This is a genomic window from Streptomyces sp. NBC_00154 (genome assembly GCF_026342835.1).
Lineage (GTDB): Bacteria > Actinomycetota > Actinomycetes > Streptomycetales > Streptomycetaceae > Streptomyces.
This window is the reverse complement of sequence record NZ_JAPEMI010000001.1, coordinates 2,751,946-2,773,828: the sequence shown is the minus strand read 5'-3', so window position 1 is coordinate 2,773,828 and position 21,883 is coordinate 2,751,946. Positions and strand designations below refer to the sequence as shown.

The window sequence follows — 21,883 nt, the reverse complement described above, 5'->3', positions numbered from 1 at the left end:
CGGGACAACGTGAGGGGGCCGGGGCGGCTGTTGCCCCGGCCCCCTCCGCGCTCTCACTCCTCCCCGCAGATCCGCAGCCCCTTCGGCGTCGCGCACGGCAGATGTCCGTGCGTTCGGATGACGTCCTGGCCGTTGCCGCGGCTCAGATAGCCCAGGAAGCTGGAGGCCAGCGAGTCGGCGGGCGGCTGGCCGTACGTGTAGGCGTACTCGATCTCGCGGTACGGGTAGGTGCTGGAGCCGATCGTGTCGACGGACGGGACGGTGGAGTCGATGGCGAGCTGGTGCGCCCCCTTCAGCGCGGTTCCGGAACGCAGCTCGCTGTAGCCGATCGCACCGTCGAGCCGGCCGACGGTGGCCAGGACCTGGTCGGTGGAGTCGAGTTCGCAGCGGATGACCCGGGCCGCGGCGTCGTCCTTGGTGGCACAGTCGCGGGACGACTGGGCGGGCTCGTTGTGGCCGAGGACGCGGCGCTGGAAGACCTCGCGGGTGCCGGAGTTGGCATCCCTGCTGACCAGGAGTACGGGCAGGTCGGGACCGCCGAGCGCCTTCCAGTTGCGGATGTCGCCCCGGTAGATCTTCCGGACGGTGGCCAGGGAGAGGTTCTTGACGGGCACCCGGTCGTTGACGACCAGGCGGAAGAGCGAGACCGCGACCCGGTTCTCGCGCAGCTGCGGGTAGCCGTCCGGTTTGGGGCCGTCGGAGAGGGCGATCAGTGCGGGGGAGCCGGACGTACCGGCTGTCGCGCCACGGTCGGCGAGCTCCCGTATCCCCGCGTTGCTTCCGTGTGCGTCGACGGTGACGGTGGAACCCTCGCACTCCTTCTCGTACTTCTGAGCCAATTCCCGCACGACCGGTTCGAAGGCGGTGGAGCCGGTCACTGTCAGGGTGCCCCGGGCGCAGCCCATCGGGGGCGGGGTGTCGTCGCGGACCAGGATGATCGAGGCCAGGGTGATGACGCAGACGGTCAGTGCCACGGTGATGAGCCGGGCGGACCGGCCGAACATCGGGGGCTTCTCGTCGGGGCGGGCGGCGCTGTTGGGGGTCACCTCGCCGTCCCGGATGCCGCCGGTGATCCTGATGGGGCTGCCCACGTGCGAGCCGGTGAGCAGCACCAGCAGCTTGAAGTGCTCTCCCCGGTTGAGGGGGACGCGCGGCAGCCGGATGAGCCGGCCGCTGTGGCGCATCCCGCCCGCCGGGGTGAAGTGCTCCATCAGATGGTCGGCGCCGGGTGCCTGGGTGACCGCGATGCCGCGTACGGTGCGGCCGGTGAACTCCACGGTCAGTCCGTGCAGTTCACGGCCCGTGTAGTCGTTGTCGGCGATGGACTGCGAGCCGTCGTTCTCGACGCGCAGCAGGACGAGCGTGGCATCGGCCATGTCGGGCGTCTCGCTGAAGAGCCCGAGCCGGACATTGGCCCGGCCCTCGCTGACGTCGCTGCCGATCGGGGTGTCCATCTGGACCCGGTAGCCGATGCGCTTGCGGCGGGGTACCCGGCGCTCGTACCAGAGCACTCCGACGGAGGCCAGGACACCGAGCACGGCGGTGCACACGGCCACGATGTTCTCGGCGCTGAACCACTCCACGGCTTCCTCGCGCTCCCCTCGTCGAACGCGTGCACGCGCGTACGCGTACCGGTGCGGTACCGGCCCCCGGTTCGGGCCACCGTATGTGTGCGATGGGGGAGTCGGGGCGGGCAGCCGGATCCTTTCGGCTGACGTTCGCCTGCCGTTCGCGCAGCGGCGGGGTCCGGCGGGCCGGCCGGTTCGTCGTTCCGCATGCTGGACGGGCGCAAAGGTTTTTCGTTCGGGTCCAGCCGGCTGCCCGCCCGGTGATCCGGATGAACTTCTTCCGGAATTACTCCTGTTGAGGCCCGCTTCGGCGTTGCGTATTTGCTGTGGACGCACTCCGCGGCGCCTCTCCGGATAGACTTCTTGCGTTGGTCTAGACCTTGACAGGTACAGACCAGCGGCGCTTGAGTGACGGTCACCCCCCATGGCGGTGCACCGACGAGCTCGGTGCACCGCGCCGAAGGAGTGATCACATGATGAGACGCGTCATGGGCATGCTGGCCGCGCTGGGCGCGGTCGTCGCGATGCTCGTCGTCCTCCCCGCCTCCACCGCTTCGGCGGCCGAGTGCGCGGCACCCTGGAACGCCTCGTCCGTCTACACGGGCGGCGGAGCGGCCTCGTACAACGGGCACAACTGGACCGCGAAGTGGTGGACCCAGAACGAGCGGCCGGGCAGTTCCGACGTCTGGGCGGACCAGGGCAGCTGCGGTGGCGGAACGGATCCGGGCACCCCGTCGGGATTCGTCGTCAGCGAGGCGCAGTTCAACCAGATGTTCCCGAGCCGGAACCCCTTCTACACGTACAGCGGACTGACCGCGGCCCTGAGCGCCTACCCGGGCTTCGCCAACACCGGAAGCGACACGGTCAAGCGTCAGGAGGCGGCGGCGTTCCTCGCCAACGTCAGCCATGAGACGGGCGGACTGGTGTATGTGGTCGAGCAGAACACGGCCAACTACCCGCACTACTGCGACACCGGCCGGCCCTACGGCTGCCCGGCCGGGCAGTCCGCGTACTACGGCCGCGGCCCGATCCAGCTCAGCTGGAACTTCAACTACAAGGCAGCGGGCGACGCACTCGGCATCGACCTGCTCGGCAACCCGTACCTGGTCGAGCAGAACGCGTCCGTGGCCTGGAAGACGGGTCTCTGGTACTGGAACACCCAGAACGGTCCGGGCACCATGACCGCCCACAACGCGATGGTCAACGGCGCCGGCTTCGGCGAGACGATCCGCTCCATCAACGGCTCGCTGGAGTGCAACGGCGGCAACCCCGCCCAGGTCCAGAGCCGCATCGACCGGTACCGGGCCTTCGTGCAGATCCTGGGCACCACCCCCGGCTCGAACCTGAGCTGCTGATCCGCCGCTGAACCGTCCCTCCGATCCACAGCCTGTGGATCCCTCCGCCCGACGGGGGTGTGCCCGGCCACGGCCCGGGCACGGCCCGGGCACACCCCCGCTTCGTTCTTCCGGGCGGTTCGCCGGAAGGATCGGCTCACATGAGACCGGTCACCGCCTCGCCGGCCTCAGACCAGTGGTTTCACAGACATCAACAGGTGCCGGTGCGTCGGACGAGGTGCGGGGCCCTGATCCGACTCCGCGGTGCTGCCCTCGGCCGCCCGGCCGGTGATCATGGCGCGTTGGCCGGGACCCATCAGGCTGAACTGGACGACCGGTGCGTCGAACGAGGCCAAGGCGTCCATCAGGTACGAGGGTTTGAACGCGACCGTCAGCTCATCGGCGCCCTCCAGGACGGCGGACAGCCGCTGGGATGCGACATCGTCCTCGTACCCCGCCTGAAGCAGCACCGACTCGCCGGAGAAGGTCAGTTGGAGGGGGCTGTCGCCGTCCGCGACCACCGCGACGCGCCTGACGGCCTCGACCAGGGGCGCCCGGTCCGTCATCGCGGTCGTCGGGTCGGTCATCGCGAACAGCTTGTCGTGCCGGGGGAGCCGGCCGTCCAGGAGCCGGACCGTGGTGCGCATTCCGGCGAGTTCGAAGCCGGCCGACCCGGCATCCAGGGCGACGCTGACCATGCCGGAGCGGCCGAAGGAGCGGGCGATCTCCGTCAGGCGCCGGGCCGACACCACCACATCGGCCGAGACATCCGCCGTCGCCGGCTTCCAGGCGAGCGTGCGCACCGCGAAGCGGTACCGGTCGGTGGCGGCCAGCGTCATCGTGTCGCCGTCGAGCCCGACCCGGATCCCGGTGAGGGTCGGCAGAGTGTCGTCCCGGCCCGCGGCCACCGCCACATGGGCGACGGCCGCGGCGAACTCCTCCGAGTCCACCGCCCCCAGCACCCCGGGCAGCGGCGGCAGCGCCGGATAGTCGTCCAACGGCAGTACCGACAGCCCGAACCGGGCGCCGCCGCCGGTCACCGAGAACCGTGAACCCTCCACCGCGCACACCACCGGACTTTCGGGCAGCACCCGGCACACATCGAGCAGCCGTCTCCCCATGACCAGCACCCGCCCGGCCCGTACGGTCTCCGCCTCGACCTCGATGCAGGCGGACGCCTCGTAATCGAGGCCGGAGATCCGCAGCCACCCGCTGTCCGCCTCCAGCAGCAGCCCGCCGAGCACGGGCACCGGAGAGCGTGTGGGCAGCACGCGGGCCGCCCAGGCCACGGCATCGGTCAGTGCACTGCGATCGATACGGAACTCCATGGCGGGGCCCTTCTCCGTCGGTCCAGGTGAGGACCCGACGTTAGGCGGTGCCACTGACAATCGGCCCGGGGCCGGTGCGGCCGACGACAGCGACCACCCCCGTGGGTCGCTGCCGTCGTGACTCCCCGTCGTCCCCCGAGTCCGAGGTGGCCGCGTGTTCCCCCGACGCCCCGGAACACGTTCGGACTCTAGGACTGCGGGTAGACGGCAGGGAGATTCAATTCGCACTGTGTGGGCGTTACAGGGGTATCAGTTCGCACAGTCAAACCGGTACGCTGCACTCCGCTTTTCTGTGGAATGCAGGACGGGTAGGGAGCGAGGGACCGGTGCGAGCAGGAGAACGTGCCGACGACGTGCTGCGGATGCACCGCCTGGCCCGCGCCGGCGGCTCACAGGAGCTGCTGCGCTGGGTGTCGGGGCGGGCCGGCGGCTGGGCCGGTCTGCTCGGAAGCGACGGCACCGTCCTGCGCGGCGTGGCCCGCACCCCGGACCTCACGAGCGCCTCGGCCCTCGCGCTGGCGACCGAGGGCGTGAAGGAGCTCACAGCTCTCCGTGGCCGCTCCTTCGCTCTCGACAAGGGCCCGGACACCGCCCTGCTGTTCCCCCTCGACGGCACTCCCGGCGCACCCGCACCGGTCCTCGCCGTCGTCGCCCGCCGGCCGTTGCCGGACGGACTGGCCACGCTTCTCGCCGATGTGGCGATGCCCCTGACCATGTGCTGGGCGGCCGAGACGGTCGAACGCAAGCGCCGCCGCGTCGACCTCGCCGAGTCCCGCGGCCGGGAGGCGGTGCTGCATCTGCTGATGACCGGCCAGCTCTCCATCGCCCATCAGGTGGCGGGCGCGCTGAAACCCACGCTGCCGGACCCCGTCCAGGTCTGCGTGGTCCAGTGCTCGGGCGGCCGGCGGGACGAGGTGGCGCGGGTGTGCACGGACATCTGCGGCGGCCGGTCCTGGATCGTGCGGTGTCCGGTGTACGCACGCCACCTGATCCTCATCGTGCCTGCCGGGCCGGACGGCGCCGATCCGCGACTCGGCCTCGACGTCGCCGCCGTGGTGGACGACTGTGTCGTGGGCGTGAGCGAGGACGTGCCGCTGAGCGACACGGCGACCGGATACCGGCAGGCGTTCCACGCCCTGGCCGTGGCCCGCGGACTGCCCGCGCGCCACGCCCGGTTCGGCTCGGCACCGGAACCGGCCCTGGTCGTCGGCGCGGTGGGCGCGCAGTGGGCGGACACCCTGCTGGCACCGCTGCTCACCCACCTGCCACGACGCAGCCAGGACCCCGGCAGCCAGGAGCTGTCGGCAACCCTCTCCTCCTGGCTGGCGTTCTCGTCGCATGCGACGCAGCACCTGAAAATCCACCGCAACACCCTCGCCGCACGACTGCGGTTGATCGGCGAGCTGCTCGGCCTGGACCTCAACCGGGTCGCCGATCAGGCCGCGCTCGACCTGGCCCTGCGCATCCGGGCCGTACCCCGGCGGGCCGTCCGGCCCACGGAACCCGTACCGGCCGGCGCGCTGGACGAGATCCTGCGGCATCCCGCCGTCGGGCAGTGGGCGGCCGAGCAGCTGCGCCCGCTCGCTGCGACCGGTACGGCGGCCGAGACCACCCTGCGTACCTGGCTGAAGTGCGAGGCTCAACTCGGTCCGACGGCCGCCGCGTTGGACATCTCCGTACCGGGCGTACGCAAACGCCTTACCCGGCTCGAAGCCGTACTTCAACGCTCGCTGCTCCAAACCCCCAGCGCACGTTACGACTTGTGGCTGGCGTTCCACGCGCTGGACGTCGCAGGCGGCACCGGCACGGCGTGAGGTCCGGCGCCTGACCGGTGCGGCGGCGGGTCAGTCGCTCTTCGTGTACGTGAGCTGCTCGCCGGTTTCCGTGTTCTCGCGGCGCAGGGTGCCGTCGGAAAGCAGGGTGAGTGTGGTGGCCTTGCCCGGGGTGCAGGACGACATGGGTTCGCCGAGCGTCACCGTGGAGGGGCCGATGTGGATCGGTTCGTCGGGGGAGGGCTCGGAGGTCAGGTCGGCCTGGAAGACGCAGCGGTAGGTGCCACCGCTGTCGATGGGGCCCTGCGCGGTGAGGGTGAGGACGGCCTGGCCCACCTTGCCCTGCTGGATGACGAGTTCGCGGGTGGAGTGGCCCGCGGCGTTGTCGATGTTGCCGGACCAGGTGCCGAGGTAGGCCTCGGGGATGGGGCCGTCGCCGTTCTTCGACTCGTCGCCGGGGGACGGGCCGGTGGAGGACGGGGAGTCGTCCGGGGCGGGGGAGTCCGACGGGTCGGAGGAAGCGGAGGGGGACGCGGTGGGCGACGCGGCGGGCTTCTTGCCGTCTTCGCTCATGAACGCGTACACCGAACCGCCCGCACCGATCGCGACGAGCACCGCGACCGCGACGAGCGCGATGGTCGACCCCGTGCTGCGCCGCGTCGGCGCGGGCTGCGCGCCCGGCGCGACGGTGGGGTGGAGCGGGCCGTACGGGGGTGTGGGGCCGAAGCCGGGGTGCTGCTGCGGGTAGCCGTAACCCTGACCGGGGTGCGGTTGGGCGGGCAGCTGCGGATAGCCGTACCCGGGAGCGGGCTGTCCTGGCGGCGGAGGCCCGGGCGGCGGCGGTCCGAACCCGGGCACCGGGGCCGGGGCGGGGGGCTGGGTGCCGATCACCGTGGGGAGCGCGTGGACTGCGCCGGGCGCCTGGACCGGCGGAGGCTGCGGATTGCCCACGGGTGGCACCGCGTCCTGCGGCCCCGCGGCCCCCGCCGACTCCTCAGGGTCCTCCGAGTCCAACAACTCCACCGCGTGGCGGCCCAGTTGGGCGATCAGTGCGCCCGGCAGCCACGGTTCGGCCGCCTCGCCCTCCACCAGCCGCTCCAGGATCGCGTCCGTGGTCGGCCGGGCGGCCGGGTCCTTGAGGAGGCAGTCCCGGACCAGGTCGGCCAGGTCCACCGGGACACCGGTCAGGTCCGGCTCCTCCTGGGCGATCCGGAACAGCAGGGCATGGACCTCGTTGTCCGCCCCACTGAACGGAAGCCGGCCCGTCGACGCGTACGCCAGCACCGAGCCGAGGCAGAACACATCGCACGCCGCGGTAACCCGCTCGCCCCGCACCTGCTCCGGCGCCATGAAGCCAGGGGATCCGACCAATGAGCCGGTGCGGGTGAGACCCCCGTCGGTGACGGTGTCGAGTGCCCGGGCTATACCGAAGTCGATGACCCGTGGACCGTCGATCGTCAGCAGGATGTTGGACGGCTTCAGGTCCCGGTGGATGAGGTCGGCGGAGTGGATGGACCGGAGTGCGCGGGCCAGCCCGGCCCCCAGACTGCGGACGGAACGCTCGGGCAGCGGACCGTACGCCCCCGGGCCCGGACCCGCCGGGGCGCCCGCGCGACCGGAGACGGTGGCCTGGAGGGACGGCCCGGCGACGTACCCGGTCGCGACCCACGGCACCGCGGCCTCGGTGTCGGCGTCGAGTACGGGGGCCGTCCAGGCCGACCCGACCCGGCGGGCGGCCCGCACCTCCTGACGGAAGCGGTCACGGAACTCCTGTTGTTCGGCGAGCTCCCGGCGTACCAGCTTGATCGCGACCGTACGGCCCCGGTCGGAGCGGGCCAGATAGACCTGCCCCATGCCGCCCGCGCCCAGCCGCCCCAGCAGGCGGTATGCGCCGATGCGTTGCGGATCCCCGGAGCCGAGCTTGTCCATGGTGTGCAGTCCTTCCCCCTCCGGCGACACGCCGCCGATGCGGCATGAGAATAGCGTCCGGCGGAAGCCCTGACCGGGACACCGCTGCCCGCCGACCCGACACCCTGCCGACCAAACCGCCCCACGCCATACAAGATGGCCATGTCGAGCCGCTCACCGCACGACCTACGCTCGCCGCATGACCCCTCATGCCTCCCATGGATCCCACGCTCCGCAGGTCGACTCCGCGGCCGGTGCGGCCGTGAAGGCCGCCGATCGTGCGCACGTGTTCCACTCCTGGTCCGCCCAGGGCCTGATCGACCCGCTCGCCGTCGCCGGCGCCGAGGGGGCGTACTTCTGGGACTACGACGGCAACCGCTACCTGGACTTCACCAGCGGCCTCGTCTTCACCAACATCGGCTACCAGCACCCCACCGTCGTCGCCGCGATCCAGGAGCAGGCGGGCAAGCTCGCCACCTTCGCCCCCGCGTTCGCGATCGAGGCCCGCTCCGAGGCCGCACGCCTCATCGCCGAGCGGACCCCCGGCGACCTGGACAAGATCTTCTTCACCAACGGCGGTGCCGAGGCCGTCGAGAACGCCGTCCGGATGGCCCGGCTGCACACCGGCCGTACGAAGGTGCTCTCCGCCTACCGCTCGTACCACGGCGCCACCTCGACGGCCATCAACCTGACCGGCGACCCGCGCCGCTGGCCTTCCGACAACGGTTCGGCGGGCGTCGTCCGGTTCTGGGCCCCGTTCCTGTACCGCTCGCCGTTCTACGCCGAGACCGAGGCCGAGGAGTGCGCCCGCGCCCTCCAGCACCTGGAGGACACCCTCGCCTTCGAGGGCCCCGCCACCATCGCCGCGATCATCCTGGAGACGATCCCCGGCACGGCCGGGATCATGACGCCGCCGCCCGGCTACCTCGCCGGTGTCCGCGAGATCTGCGACCGGTACGGCATCGTCTTCGTCCTCGACGAGGTGATGGCCGGATTCGGGCGCACCGGCAAGTGGTTCGCCGCCGAGCACTTCGACGTCACGCCCGACCTGATGACCTTCGCCAAGGGCGTCAACTCGGGTTATGTGCCGCTCGGCGGCGTCGCCGTCTCCGCCGAGATCGCCGCCACCTTCGAGACCCGCCCCTACCCGGGCGGACTCACCTACTCCGGTCACCCGCTGGCCTGTGCCGCCGCCGTCGCCACCATCGGTGTGATGGAGGACGAGAAGGTCGTCGAGCACGCGGCCCACATCGGTGAGACGGTCCTCGGCCCCGGCCTGCGCGAGCTCGCCGAGCGCCACCCGTCGGTCGGCGAGGTGCGCGGCCTCGGCGCGTTCTGGGCGCTGGACCTGGTCCGTAACAGGGAGACCCGCGAGCCGCTCGTCCCGTACAACGCGTCGGGCGAGGCCAACGCCCCGATGGCGGCCTTCGGTGCGGCGTGCAAGAAGAACGGCCTGTGGCCCTTCATCAACATGAACCGCACCCACGCCGTTCCGGCCTGCAACGTCACGGAGGCCGAGGCCAAGGAGGGACTGGCGGCGCTGGACGTGGCCCTGTCGGTCGCGGACGAGCACACCGTCTGACGCATCCGTCCGACACATCCGTACGCATCCCGCATGGCGCCCCTCCCCGTGCCCGGAACCGGGCACACCGGCCCTGGCTTAAGGTGGCCGCAGCCGAAGAGGGAGGGTCGCCATGGGCGCGAGCGGAACTGTGACCCGCAGTACGTTGCGGCAGCAGATCGCGGACGCGCTGCGTGACGAGGTGCTCGCCGGTCGTCTGCAGCAGGGGCGGGAGTTCACCGTCAAGCAGATCGCCGAGCAGTACGGGGTCTCCGCGACGCCCGTGCGCGAGGCGCTCTTCGACCTCTCGGCGCAGGGCCTGCTCGAATCCGATCAGCACCGCGGATTCCGGGTGCACGAGTTCACCGTGGCCGACTACCGGGCGATGGTCGAGGCCCGCACCCTGGTCATGGACGGAGTCATCCGCGACATCTTCTCCGGACCACCGCCCTCGCGCGCGCAGGCGGCGAAGTACCGCGAGGCACTGGTCTCGGTGCGGCGCAGAGCCGACGAGGCCGCACGGGCGGCGCGCGGCGGCGACCTCGACATCCTGATCGGCTACGACCTGCGTTTCTGGCGTGAACTCGGCGCGCTCGTCGGCAACACGTACATCACCGACTTCCTGCACCGGCTGCGCGTCCAGTGCTGGGTGTTCGCCGTGCCGTACCTGCGCAGCGACGTGGACGTACGGGACTGGCTCTGGAACGGCCATCCTGCCCTGGTCGCGGCCATCACGCTGGGCGAGCACGACGCGGTTCGTGCGGCGATCGACGACTACAACGCCCACGCGCTGATGTGGGCGGACCGGCTCGCGGCCGGTGACCCGGCGCACCCGGGACACGGCGGGAAGCCGACGGCGCCGTAGGGGCGACCGGCCCCGGCAACGAGGTGTTCCCGAGCCGGTCATGGGGGACCACTGTGCGCAACGTGCCGATCGCATTACGCTGTCCCGACCATCGCACGCACCCTTGCGAGAACCCGTTGGAGAGCGAGACTTCGTGGCCTGTGACCTGTGGCTGGTCCCCCTCGTCGATGTGCTGTGCCACAGCCCCGACAATCCGTTCGCCGAAGAGATAGCCATCTACGACAAGGCGCTGGGCGATGCCGGACTGCCGGCCGTACCCGTCTACGCCTACATGCCGGGCCTGACCGGCGACGTGGCCCCCGTGGCGGGCTTCGACTACGACGCGCTGCACTTCCTGCGCCGCGCCTATCTGCTCCAGCTGAGCGGCCTCGCTGTGACACCCGTCGACGAACTGGGCGGGGACTACGAGCAGCTGCTGGAGATGTTCGAGGCGACGGCGCAGCAGTCCCATCTGGTCTGGCACTACGACCACGCGGGGGCGTACGTCCCCGTGGACTTCCCCTCCCCGCTCACCAACGACGAGCTGCTGGAGGGCGGCGGCCCGCTGGGCTCGGCGCACGGGCTGCTGCGGGAGCTGGAGTTCGTCGCCCCCTCCATCGGCATCGACCCGGCGAACCCGCCGGCCGCCCCCGCACCGCCCGCCGCACCGACCTCCCTGGAGGAGCCGGCGAGCCCGATTCCGTACGACGACAGTCCGTTCGCCCGGGAACGGCACGTCTGGCTGGGCCTGCACGCGGCGGTGACCCGCAGCCTCGCCCAAGGCTCAATGATCATCTTCAGCTGACGCGACGGCCGGGCCCCCGCCCCGGAGTCACGAGCCCGCCCGGGGCCACCGATCGCCGGTCACCGATCAGCGCGGTGGCTCCGGGGGCCGCTGCCGCGGCATGTTCGGCCGGGCCATCGACTGGAGCGGGAACCGCCCCGGCGGCACCCACTGCTCCGTACGCCCCCCGACCCCGCTGCCGGACACCAGCGCCTGCATTCCCATCGGCGCCGGCCCGGCCCGGAACTCGACCATCCAGTCCGCGGTCTCGGACCGCACGAGCTCCGTGATGTCCTCCGAGAACCGTCGCAGCACCCCGAGGCACCGCTCCGCCGCCTCGCTCGCCGTCCCCTCGGTCGGCCCGAGGACCTCGCGTACGCACTCCGACGCCCAGTCGAACTGCAGCACCTGGAGCCTTCGCTGCACCGCCTGGGCCGTGGCGAGGTTCCTTATCCAGCCGGAGGTCAGGCCGAAGAACCGATCGCAGGCCATGCACGCGGCGCCCAGCAACAGCAACAGATAGCCCCAGCCGGCCGCGCCGTCCAGCGCCCCCGTCAGATCGAGGAGCGGCAGCGCGGCGCCTGCGACCACCCCGGCCGCCGTGCCGATCCGCAGCGCCCTGGCGCCGCGCCGCTTCCACACCCGGTCGGCCAGGTACCAGCCGGCGGTGCGCAGCGCGTCGGCCTCGACATAGCGGTACAGCTCGTCGAGGCGTTCCGCGGGTTCACCCCAGTCGCCGAGCGGGAACGGCTGCCCGGTCAGATCCCCGCCCCGCGCACCGGAACCCGAACCCGAACCCGGGCCCGGGTCCGGATCCGGGTTCGCCTCCGGGCCCGAACTCGGCGGAACGGCCGAACCAGGCGTACCGGGCTCGTTGCGGGGCGCCCCCTCGGGCTGCATCTCCGGCTGACTCACCGGGGCACTCCTCTGCACTCTGCGTATCGACGTACCAACGCGTGCTTCGACGCGTGCACTCGACGGCGGGCGGACTTTCGACGTGGCCGACCCGTCCCGCTGCGTAACCCTGCGTGACGGGCGGTGCACGTATGCGTACTGATACGCATGCCCTTCCTACCGCCGAATGGTGGGGCGTGGGGTCGAAATCGCGGTATTCCTGGGTGGGCAGGGCCTGTGATCAGGTATAGGAGTCTCCCTGTCGTTGACGGGATCTCACCCGAAAGAGTTGCTCGCCAGTGGGTGGGGCGTGGTGCCCGGGGACCACGTAGGCTCGGCATACCGAAACATTTGTCGTCGAAATGCCAGGAGTGACCGTGATTCCCGGTGGTGGTCAGCCCAATATGCAGCAGCTGCTGCAGCAGGCCCAGAAGATGCAGCAGGACCTCGCGCAGGCCCAGGAGGAGCTGTCGAGGACCGAGGTCGAGGGGCAGGCGGGCGGCGGCCTGGTGAAGGCGACCGTGACCGGTTCCGGCGAGCTCCGCAGCCTGGTCATCGCCCCCGAGGCCGTCGACCCCGAGGACACCGAGACGCTCGCCGACCTCGTCGTCGCGGCCGTCCAGGCAGCGAACGAGAACGCGCAGCAGCTTCAGCAGCAGAAGCTGGGCCCGCTGGCCCAGGGGCTGGGCGGCATGCCCGGTCTGCCCTTCTGATCCGTCAGCACACCAACTACCGTACGTACCACGACGGCAACAGCCGCGGGTCTCAGCTCAGGAAGGCGTTCCGTTGTACGAAGGCGTGGTCCAGGACCTCATCGACGAACTGGGCAGGCTGCCCGGCGTCGGTCCCAAGAGCGCGCAGCGGATCGCCTTCCACATCCTGCAGGCCGAGCCCACCGACGTACGCCGTCTCGCCCATGCTCTCCTGGAGGTCAAGGACAAGGTCCGGTTCTGCTCGGTGTGCGGCAATGTCGCGCAGGAGGAGCAGTGCGGGATCTGCCGCGACGCGCGTCGCGACCGGACGGTGATCTGTGTGGTCGAGGAGCCGAAGGATGTCGTGGCGATCGAGCGGACCCGTGAGTTCCGCGGCCGTTACCACGTCCTCGGCGGGGCGATCAGCCCGATCGAGGGCGTCGGTCCGGACGATCTGCGCATCCGTGAGCTGCTGGCGAGGCTCTCCGACGGGTCCATCACGGAACTGATCCTGGCCACCGACCCCAACCTGGAGGGCGAGGCCACCGCGACGTACCTGGCGCGGATGATCAAGCCGATGGGCCTGCGGGTGACGCGGCTGGCCAGCGGGCTGCCGGTGGGCGGCGACCTCGAGTACGCGGACGAGGTCACCCTGGGCCGCGCGTTCGAGGGGAGGCGGCTGCTCGATGTGTAGCACCCGTACCACCACGTCTCACGACGGTTTTATGTTCAGCGACGCTATGTTCTACTCACCGTTCGCGACCGTGCCCACGGGAGGTCCCCTCGATGTCTGACGCCACGCTGAACTCCGTCACGCAGGACCCGGACGATTTCGCCGTCCAGATCGCGGACCAGATCAAATCGTTCATCGTCGCCGTGACCGAGGTGTCCAAGGTCGACGAGCCGGAACAGGCCGTCCCGATCCTGCTCCTCCAGGTCTCCCAACTGCTGCTGGCGGGGGGCCGGCTCGGCGCGTACGAGGACATCCTCCCGGACGAGCGCTACGAGCCGGACCTGGGCGCCGAACCGGACGCGGACGGCCTGCGCGAGCGCTTCGCGACCCTCCTCGAGCCGATCGACGTCTACTCCGAGGTCTTCGACCCGTACGAGCCCCGCAAGGCCCCGGTCCCGTGCCGCATCTCCGACGGCCTGGCCGACCTGGTCACGGACCTGCGCCACGGCCTGGCCCACTACGAGGCGGGCCGCACGACCGAGGCGCTGTGGTGGTGGCAGTTCTCGTACTTCTCCAACTGGGGCTCCACCGCCTCCGCAACCCTGCGCGCCATCCAGTCCCTGGTCGCCCACATCCGCCTGAACCAGCCCCTCCAGGAGCTGGACGGGCTGGACACGGACCAGGACGCGGGCGAGGACGACCTGGCCGAGGAGGCGGGCCGGGTCATGGCGGAGGAGATCGCGGGACCGCTGGGCCTGCGCCCGGTGAAGTAGCCGTTCGGCCGCACCGAGCGGCCGGCCCGGCGTGTGGAGTGGGGCACATGCAGGAGTGGATTCCGGTGCGCCGGGCAGCAGCCCGGTACGAGCGGTTCGGGGCGGCACGTCGAGATCACGTGGTGAGCGGGACATCTCACGATGTGATATCGACGGGGCGTTTCCGGACTGCTCGTTAAACTGAGCGGACCGAAGCAATGGAATGAGCGAGGAGCGCACGTGGGCCTTGTCGTGCAGAAGTACGGAGGCTCCTCCGTAGCCGATGCCGAAGGCATCAAGCGCGTCGCCAAGCGAGTCGTCGATGCCAAGAAGAACGGCAACCAGGTGGTTGTCGTGGTGTCGGCGATGGGCGACACGACGGACGAGTTGATCGATCTCGCCGAGCAGGTATCACCGATGCCTGCCGGGCGTGAGTTCGACATGCTGCTGACCGCAGGGGAGCGGATCTCCATGGCCCTGCTGGCCATGGCGATCAAAAACCTGGGCCACGAGGCCCAGTCGTTCACGGGCAGCCAGGCCGGCGTCATCACCGACTCGGTCCACAACAAAGCGCGCATCATCGATGTCACGCCGGGCCGTATCCGGACCTCGATCGACGAGGGCAACATCGCCATCGTCGCCGGGTTCCAGGGGGTGAGCCAGGAGGGCAAGAACATCACCACCCTCGGCCGCGGCGGGTCCGACACCACCGCCGTCGCACTGGCGGCCGCGCTGGACGCCGAGGTCTGTGAGATCTACACCGATGTGGACGGTGTCTTCACCGCCGACCCGCGGGTCGTGAAGAAGGCCCGGAAGATCGACTGGATCTCCTTCGAGGACATGCTGGAGCTGGCCGCGTCCGGGTCCAAGGTGCTGCTGCACCGGTGCGTGGAGTACGCACGCCGCTACAACATTCCGATCCACGTCCGCTCGTCCTTCTCCGGACTGCGTGGCACCTGGGTCAGCAACGAGCCGCAAGGGGACCAGAAGGTGGAGCACGCGATCATCTCCGGAGTCGCCCATGACGTCTCCGAGGCCAAGGTCACGGTTGTCGGCGTGCCGGACAAGCCGGGCGAGGCCGCCGCGATCTTCCGAACCATCGCGAACGCGGAAGTCAACATCGACATGGTGGTGCAGAACGTCTCCGCCGCGTCGACCGGTCTGACCGACATCTCGTTCACGCTGCCGAAGGCCGAGGGCCGCAAGGCGATCGACGCCCTGGAGCGCAACCGCGGCACGATCGGCTTCGAGTCGCTGCGCTACGACGACCAGATCGCGAAGATCTCCCTGGTCGGCGCGGGTATGAAGACGAACCCCGGGGTCACCGCGTCCTTCTTCGAGGCGCTGTCCGACGCCGGTGTGAACATCGAGCTGATCTCGACGTCCGAGATCCGCATCTCGGTGGTCACCCGCGCCGACGACGTCATCGAGGCCGTGCGTGCCGTGCACACGGCCTTCGGCCTCGACAGCGACTCCGACGAGGCCGTCGTCTACGGGGGCACCGGCCGATGACACCTCGCCGCCCTTCGCTCGCGGTCGTCGGAGCGACCGGGGCGATCGGCGGCGTCATGCTCCAGATCCTTTCGCAGCACGCGGACGTCTGGGGCGAAGTGTCGCTGATCGCCTCGCCGCGTTCGGCCGGCCGCAAGCTGGTCGTCCGCGGTGAGGAGACCGAAGTCCTCGAACTCACCGAGGACGTGTTCGACGGCGTGGACGTCGCCCTCTTCCTGGTGCCCGACGACGTGTCCGCGCGTTGGGCGCCGATCGCCGCGTCCAAGGGTGCGGTCGTCGTCGACGACTCGGCGGCGTTCCGGCTGGACGCGGATGTGCCGCTGGTCGTGCCCGAGATCAACCCCCACGCCGTACGGATGAGGCCCCGGGGCATCGTCGCCAGCCCCAACTGCACAACGGCGTCGCTGATCGTCGCGGTCGGTGCGCTGCACGCCGAGTTCGGGTTGCGGGAGCTCGTCGTCTCCTCGTACCAGGCGGTGAGCGGAGCGGGCCGGGAGGGTGTCGCGGCGCTGCGCGAACAGCTGTCGATGGTCGCGGGTACGGAACTGGGCACGAAGCCCGGAGACGTGCGCCGGGCCGTCGGGGACACCGAGGACTCGCCCTTCGCCGCTCCGGTGGCCCTCAATGTCGTGCCCTGGGCCGGAACGGAGGCCGGGGACGGCTGGTCGTCCGAGGAGCTGTCGATCCGCGACGAGTGCCGCAAGATCCTGGACCTGCCGAACCTGCCGGTGGCGGCGACCTGTGTGTACGTCCCCGTCGTCGCGACGCACTCGATGTCCGTGCACGCCCGCTTCGAGAACGAGGTCGAGGTCGACCGGGCGCACGAGATCCTGGCGACCGCACCCGGTGTGGTCCTGTTCGACAGCCCGGCCTCCGGCGACTTCCCGACGCCGTCCGATGTCGTGGGCACCGACCCGACCTGGGTGGGGCGGGTGCGGCGGGCGCTGGACGATCCACGCGCCCTGGAGCTGTTCGTATGCGGCGACAACCTCCGCAAGGGGGCGGCGCTGAACGTCGCGCAGATCGCCGAATCGGTGGCTGCCGAGTTCCCCCAGGTCTGATCCGACCCGACGGCTCACGATCGAACCTGTTTTGTACTCTCTGTGAAGCCCTTGTGAGCAACTTGCTGGTCTGAACCTCTTGAGCTGGGGCGTTGCGGTGTCCGACGATGACCTTTCGGCCCGCTGGAACCAGCAGTCGGGCAGCGCGCGTCTATGCCGTCACTTCGCGGGTGGTGGGGCGCGAAAACGGGGCATTTGTGGAAGAGCAGGTACGTATGAGGGCATGTCGCACAGCGTCAAACGCGGTGCCGCACGCGTACAACCCTGACGGGGGGACGCGTGTCCAACTGGCGTGGCAGAGGTTCTCGAAATCACAGTGGTGGGCCCGTTGCGAGGCGCTACCGTGCGTCCGCTCCGGCGGCCCCGCGCACCCGGCGGTATGCCGGTGATTGCGCCCATGCCCGCTGCGCGCCCGGCCCAGCTGCCGTCGCAGCGCGGGGGCGCTGAGGAGACAGTGGCAGCCGGTACTACGGTCGACCATCTCACCGAGACCTACCGCGCCCACTATCGTTCGCTGCTCGGGCTCGCGGCCCTGCTGCTGGACGACACCGCGTCGTGTGAGGACGTGGTGCAGGAGGCGTTCATCCGCGTGCACTCGGCGCGGAACCGGGTACGTGAGCCGGAGAAGACACTCGCGTACCTGCGCCAGACGGTCGTCAATCTGTCGCGCTCCGCGCTGCGCCGCCGCATCCTCGGGCTGAAGCTGCTCTCCAAGCCGATGCCCGACATGGCGAGCGCCGAGGAGGGTGCGTACGACCAGCTGGAGCGGGACGCGCTGATCAAAGCGATGCGGGGGCTGCAACGGCGCCAGCGGGAGGTGCTGGTGCTGCGGTATTTCGCGGACATGACCGAGGCCCAGGTGGCCGAGACGCTGGGGATTTCACTGGGTTCGGTCAAGGCGTACGGCTCCCGCGGTATCGCGGCGCTGCGCGCCGTGATGGAGGCTCAGGCATGAGTTGGCGCGAGCACAAGGACCCCGCGCAGGAACGCACGCACGAGCGTGAGATCGACCGGACTGGAAACGGAATTGTGAACCACGGGCCGGAGAACGCGCCGAACGCGCCGAACGTGAACTCGGACGGGCACCAGGATACGGACGCCGTGTCCGTCGAGGGAGTGCCGGAGACGGAGGACGGGGGAGACGACCGCGCCGAAACGGAACGGCTCGCCGGCCTGACGGCCCTCTTCGGCGCGGTATCGGGCGTGGGCCAGGGTGCAGGATCGGGCCGGGGTGCCGGTGGCGGCTCCGGCGGTTCCGGGGGCTCCGGTGGTTCCGGCGACTTCGACGACTCCGGTTCGGACCTGGACGAGGTCGCCCTGCGCCGTCTGCTGCGGGGCGCTGTCGAGGGCCTCGAACCCGGTGACGGCACCCTCGACCATCTGAAGCGCGCCGTCCCCGCGCGGCGCGCCAAGAAGCGGCAGGCCGTCGTCGGAATGGCGGCGGCGGCGCTGCTCATCGGCACCGCGATCCCCGCGTTCGTACACGTCGCCAACTCCGAGGGCTCGAGCACCGCCAGCCCGGCCATCGCCGCGCACGGCGAGCAGGCGCAGGGCGGCAGCGGCTCCGACACCGGCTCGGCAGCCGGCGAGAAGGCCGGTGGTGGCACCGCCGGCGGACAGGGCACCGGCGGCAACGGCCACCCGAACGGCACCGGCGGCCACTCGGACACCGGTGGCCAGGGCACCGCCGGCGACGCGGCCACCGGTGGTGCGGGCCCCGCCGACAGCGCGGCGGCCTCGATGCCGGTCTGCGATCCGGGCCAGCTCGGCGTCGTCTCGGCCCAGACGGGCGCGGCCGGTGCCGACGGCACGGTGTACGGCAGCTTCCGCATCTCGAACATCTCCGGCACGGAGTGTTCGGTGACCACCAGTGGCACCGTGGGCTTCCAGGCGATGGGCGCGGCCGACCCGGCCAAGATCGACGTCGTGCAGCACACCGCGGGCGACGCGGCGGCCGGTCTGCCCGACCCGTCGCAGGAGGCGGGCACAGTGCTGCTGAAGCCGGCCATGGCGTACGAGGTGCAGTTCGCCTGGGTCCCGAAGGACACCTGTCCGACCTCCGGCGGGTCGCCGACCCCGACCCCGACCGACGGTGCGGCGGGTACCTCCGACGGCACCGGTGACGGCAGCACGTCGCAGACGGAGGTGCAGCTCGGCAGCGAGGACGGCGGCACGACGCTCGACGGCAGCGTCGCTGTGACGCACACCCCGGAGCCCGGGGCGCCGGTCGCGGAGACGGAGATCCCCAACGCCTGCGCGGGCACGATCTACCGGACGGGCGTGCTCGCACCGACGGCCTAGCACCATGACGCATACGTGAGGGGGCCCGCCGGTCGAACCGGCGGGCCCCCTCACGTGCGTGCGTAAGCCGGGACGGCTCAGGCCGTGCGCGTACCCGCGTGCGTGCCCGCGTCCGCGTCCGTGTCGGGCACGAGGCCCAGCTTCACGTCCCGCGCGGCCTCCGCCTCGCGGCGGACCAGCCGGAACCACATGAAGAGCACGAAAGCGGCGAAGACGAACCACTCGCCGGTGTAGCCGAGGTTCTGGAACGCCTTCAGGTCGAGACCGCTGCCCTGCGGTGCCACGGCCGGTACGGGGCGCAGCGCGCTGCCTTCGGCGCCGCCGCTGCTCTCGGTGTCCTGGAGTGTCACCCATGCGTCGTACACGTCGTACGGCACGAGGTTGACGAGGGACGCGGCGCTGATCATGCCGAGCTGTCCGTCGGGGAGGCCTCCCGCCGTGTCGACGCCGTCGGTGCCCGTGTTCTCGGACGCCTGGAGGTCGCCGGTCACCGTGACCTCGCCGGTCGGCGCGGCAGGCACCGGGGCGTGCCCGGGCTTGCCGGGCAGCCAGCCGCGTACCACCGGAAGGGCCTTGCCGCCGTCGGTGCGCAGCATGTTCAGGACGTAGAAGCCGCTCCTGTCGTCCAACTCCCGGCCGGGCACCAGGAACTGGTCGGCGTACCGGCCGGTGGCGGTGGCCGGGCGGCCGGACGTCACCGTGTCGACCGGCAGCAGATCATCGAGAGGCTTTGCCGCTCTCGCCCCCGGGGCCGGCTGCTTCGTGGCCTGCTCGTGCGACTGCACGCGGTCCTCGAAGCGGCCGAGCTGCCAGGTGCCCATGAAGACGCAGAGCGGGATGGCCAGTACGGCGAAGAGGTTGATCCCCCACCATCGCGGGGTCAGCAGGAACCGGTACACCCCTCCACGGTACGGTCCCCGCTCCGGAACCCCGGAGCGGGGTGCCGCCGACGGCACCACCCCCGGTGGCCGGGGTGCCCGCTACCCGAGGTGGCGCCGGGCGAAGTCCAGCTCCAGCCGTACCTGCTTGATGCGCTCCTCGACGACGAGCGAGCCGTGCCCCGCGTCGTACCGGTACACCTCGTGCACCGCCTGCCGGGCCTTCAGCCGGTCCACATAGTTCTCGACCTGGCGGATCGGGCAGCGCGGGTCGTTGACCCCCGCCGAGATGTAGACCGGCGCCCGCACGGCGTCGACGTACGTGAGCGGGGACGAGGCCTCGAACCGCTCCGGCACCTCCTCCGGCGTACCGCCCAGCAGCGTGCGGTCCATCGCCTTCAGGGCCTCCATCTCGTCGTGGTACGCCGTGACGTAGTCCGCGACCGGGACCGCGGCCAGGCCCAGCGCCCAGTCCTCCGGCTGCGTACCGAGGCCGAGCAGCGTCAGATAGCCGCCCCACGAACCCCCGGCCAGGACCAGCTTCGCGGGGTCCGCCAGCCCGGACTTCACCGCCCACTCCCGGACCGCCGCGATGTCCTCGAGCTCGATCAGGCCGACCCGGTGCTTGAGCGCGTCCGTCCAGGCCCGCCCGTACCCCGTCGAGCCGCGGTAGTTGACGCGGACGACCGCGTAGCCGTGGTCCACCCAGGCGGCGGGCCCGGACGCGAAGGCGTCGCTGTCGTGCCAGGTCGGGCCGCCGTGGATCTCGAAGACGGTCGGAAACGGGCCCTCGGCCGGGGCAGCGGGCCGCTGCACGAGCGCGTGGATCCGGCCGCCGGGCCCGTCGACCCACACGTCCTCCACCGGCACGGACGCCGGAGCCTTCGCACCCGGCGGATCGAGCACCACCGCACCCGTCGTGGACCGCACGGCGGGGGGCTGAGCGGCGGACGACCACAGGTACTCCACGGTGCCGTCCGGCCGGGCCGTGGCACCCGACACCGATCCGGCAGGTGTCTCCACCCGTACCGGAGCGCTGTCGGTCGCCGGCTCGTACCGCCACAGGTCGCTGCGGGCCTCGAAGCCGTGCACGATCAGCAGCGCGGAGCCGTCCGGATACCACTCGGCGCCCACGTCACCGGGCAGATCGATCGCAAGATCCGTCTCCGTCCCCGCCACCGGGTCCCAGATCATCGGCTCCCAGCGGCCCCGCCGCTGATGTCCGACCAGCAGCCGGGTGTCCCCGGCCACCGGCGCGAAGCCCAGCACCGACAGGCCCAGCTCCTGCGTACCGCCCTTGGTGTCGTCGAGCTCGGCGACCGTTGTCCCGTCCTGCCGCACCACGCGCAGCGCCGAATGCATCGCGTCGCCGTGCTCGGTGTGCTCCAGGGCGATCAGCGTCCCGTCGTGCGACAGGTCCCCGACGCCCGCCGACTCGCGGTGCCGGTAGATCTCGACGGGTGGAGCCCCGGGCCGTACGACATGGATCGTCGTCCCGTCCTCATCGGTCGACCGGCCGACCACCGCCGTCCCGTCCCGCCCGATCGCGAGCCCGGCCGGGTACGAGGGCTCGAGCCCCGGGGCCGCGGGCTCGTCCGCCGCCCGTCCGCTCCCATTGCCGCCGTGGAACGGCTGACGCATCCACACCCCGAACTCGTCGCCGTCGGTGTCGTTGAACCACCAGATCGTCTCGCCGTCCGGCGTCAGTATCCCGTCCGTCGTCCCGTTCGGCCGGTCGGTGACCTGTCGCTGCTCCCCGGTCGACCGGTCCCACGCGTACAGCTCGTACGTCCCCGTCGCGTTGGAGACGAACAGCGCACGGTCCGGCGCGTCCTCCGCCCAGTCGGGCAACGACACCCGGGGCGCCCGGAAGCGCTGCTCCCACTCCGGAACGGAGTCGGTCGTCAGCGCCGGAACGGAATCGGTCGTCGAGCCAGTGATCTCAGTCATGCCCCCCATTCTGCGCCGGGGGCCGCACACTCGGCTCGTATCGTCCGCAGCCTGTGGACAACTCCCTGGCC

At 71.0% G+C, this 21,883-nt stretch carries 18 protein-coding genes; 12 read left to right on the top strand and 6 right to left on the bottom strand.

Annotated features, from left to right (window positions below; translation table 11 throughout):
* Nucleotides 1-53: 53 nt before the first annotated feature.
* Nucleotides 54-1,583: a substrate-binding domain-containing protein gene (locus tag OHA03_RS12365; protein ID WP_267003634.1), complete on the bottom strand. Its 1,530-nt coding sequence runs from the start codon at nucleotides 1,581-1,583 to the stop codon at nucleotides 54-56.
* 458 nt (nucleotides 1,584-2,041) lie between these two features.
* Between OHA03_RS12365 and OHA03_RS12360 the strand changes: the two genes are divergently transcribed.
* On the top strand, nucleotides 2,042-2,923 hold the full coding sequence (locus OHA03_RS12360; protein ID WP_267003632.1) for a glycoside hydrolase family 19 protein: 882 nt from the start codon (nucleotides 2,042-2,044) through the stop codon (nucleotides 2,921-2,923).
* Nucleotides 2,924-3,090: 167 nt separating this feature from the next.
* On the opposite strand, the gene dnaN is transcribed toward OHA03_RS12360, so the two are convergent.
* Nucleotides 3,091-4,230 (bottom strand): DNA polymerase III subunit beta, encoded by a 1,140-nt coding sequence (gene dnaN, locus OHA03_RS12355; RefSeq protein WP_267003629.1) that lies wholly within the window; start codon nucleotides 4,228-4,230, stop codon nucleotides 3,091-3,093.
* Between the two features lie 362 nt (nucleotides 4,231-4,592).
* On the opposite strand from dnaN, the gene OHA03_RS12350 reads away from it, so the two are divergent.
* Complete coding sequence (locus OHA03_RS12350) at nucleotides 4,593-6,044, top strand: helix-turn-helix domain-containing protein (protein WP_267008027.1); 1,452 nt, start codon at nucleotides 4,593-4,595, stop codon at nucleotides 6,042-6,044.
* 30 nt (nucleotides 6,045-6,074) lie between these two features.
* Here the strand turns inward: OHA03_RS12350 and OHA03_RS12345 are convergent, their stop codons facing one another.
* Complete coding sequence (locus OHA03_RS12345) at nucleotides 6,075-7,931, bottom strand: serine/threonine-protein kinase (RefSeq protein WP_267003627.1); 1,857 nt, start codon at nucleotides 7,929-7,931, stop codon at nucleotides 6,075-6,077.
* A 178-nt stretch (nucleotides 7,932-8,109) separates the two neighbouring features.
* On the opposite strand from OHA03_RS12345, the gene OHA03_RS12340 reads away from it, so the two are divergent.
* From OHA03_RS12340 to OHA03_RS12330, 3 genes are all read left to right on the top strand, one after another.
* The gene (locus OHA03_RS12340; protein ID WP_267003625.1) at nucleotides 8,110-9,492 is read left to right on the top strand and encodes an aspartate aminotransferase family protein; all 1,383 of its coding nucleotides are present in this window, start codon (nucleotides 8,110-8,112) and stop codon (nucleotides 9,490-9,492) included.
* 112 nt (nucleotides 9,493-9,604) lie between these two features.
* Entirely contained in the window at nucleotides 9,605-10,336 is a 732-nt protein-coding gene (locus tag OHA03_RS12335; RefSeq protein WP_267003623.1) for a GntR family transcriptional regulator, read from the top strand.
* 133 nt (nucleotides 10,337-10,469) lie between these two features.
* On the top strand, nucleotides 10,470-11,120 hold the full coding sequence (locus tag OHA03_RS12330) for a hypothetical protein (protein ID WP_267003621.1): 651 nt from the start codon (nucleotides 10,470-10,472) through the stop codon (nucleotides 11,118-11,120).
* A 66-nt stretch (nucleotides 11,121-11,186) separates the two neighbouring features.
* Here the strand turns inward: OHA03_RS12330 and OHA03_RS12325 are convergent, their stop codons facing one another.
* Nucleotides 11,187-12,014 (bottom strand): SLATT domain-containing protein, encoded by an 828-nt coding sequence (locus tag OHA03_RS12325; RefSeq protein WP_267003619.1) that lies wholly within the window; start codon nucleotides 12,012-12,014, stop codon nucleotides 11,187-11,189.
* 356 nt (nucleotides 12,015-12,370) lie between these two features.
* On the opposite strand from OHA03_RS12325, the gene OHA03_RS12320 reads away from it, so the two are divergent.
* From OHA03_RS12320 to OHA03_RS12290, 7 genes are all read left to right on the top strand, one after another.
* Nucleotides 12,371-12,706 carry a YbaB/EbfC family nucleoid-associated protein gene (locus OHA03_RS12320; RefSeq protein ID WP_267008026.1) on the top strand — a complete coding sequence of 112 codons (336 nt, stop codon included), beginning with the start codon at nucleotides 12,371-12,373 and terminating at the stop codon, nucleotides 12,704-12,706.
* Between the two features lie 73 nt (nucleotides 12,707-12,779).
* Complete coding sequence (recR, locus tag OHA03_RS12315; protein WP_267003617.1) at nucleotides 12,780-13,379, top strand: recombination mediator RecR; 600 nt, start codon at nucleotides 12,780-12,782, stop codon at nucleotides 13,377-13,379.
* Nucleotides 13,380-13,471: 92 nt separating this feature from the next.
* A complete protein-coding gene (locus OHA03_RS12310; protein WP_267003615.1) occupies nucleotides 13,472-14,131 on the top strand; it encodes a DUF5063 domain-containing protein in 660 nt (219 codons plus the stop codon).
* 219 nt (nucleotides 14,132-14,350) lie between these two features.
* Entirely contained in the window at nucleotides 14,351-15,622 is a 1,272-nt protein-coding gene (locus tag OHA03_RS12305; RefSeq protein ID WP_267003613.1) for an aspartate kinase, read from the top strand.
* Nucleotides 15,619-16,683 (top strand): aspartate-semialdehyde dehydrogenase, encoded by a 1,065-nt coding sequence (locus OHA03_RS12300; RefSeq protein ID WP_267003611.1) that lies wholly within the window; start codon nucleotides 15,619-15,621, stop codon nucleotides 16,681-16,683. The genes OHA03_RS12305 and OHA03_RS12300 overlap by 4 nt, the downstream gene beginning before the upstream one ends.
* 379 nt (nucleotides 16,684-17,062) lie before the next feature.
* On the top strand, nucleotides 17,063-17,638 hold the full coding sequence (locus tag OHA03_RS12295) for a SigE family RNA polymerase sigma factor (RefSeq protein ID WP_267008025.1): 576 nt from the start codon (nucleotides 17,063-17,065) through the stop codon (nucleotides 17,636-17,638).
* Nucleotides 17,635-18,984: a hypothetical protein gene (locus OHA03_RS12290; RefSeq protein ID WP_267003608.1), complete on the top strand. Its 1,350-nt coding sequence runs from the start codon at nucleotides 17,635-17,637 to the stop codon at nucleotides 18,982-18,984. Before OHA03_RS12295 ends, OHA03_RS12290 begins: the two co-directional genes overlap by 4 nt.
* 77 nt (nucleotides 18,985-19,061) lie before the next feature.
* Here the strand turns inward: OHA03_RS12290 and OHA03_RS12285 are convergent, their stop codons facing one another.
* Entirely contained in the window at nucleotides 19,062-19,883 is an 822-nt protein-coding gene (locus tag OHA03_RS12285; protein WP_267003606.1) for an SURF1 family protein, read from the bottom strand.
* 81 nt (nucleotides 19,884-19,964) lie between these two features.
* The gene (locus OHA03_RS12280; protein WP_267003604.1) at nucleotides 19,965-21,812 is read right to left on the bottom strand and encodes a prolyl oligopeptidase family serine peptidase; all 1,848 of its coding nucleotides are present in this window, start codon (nucleotides 21,810-21,812) and stop codon (nucleotides 19,965-19,967) included.
* Nucleotides 21,813-21,883: the final 71 nt, after the last annotated feature.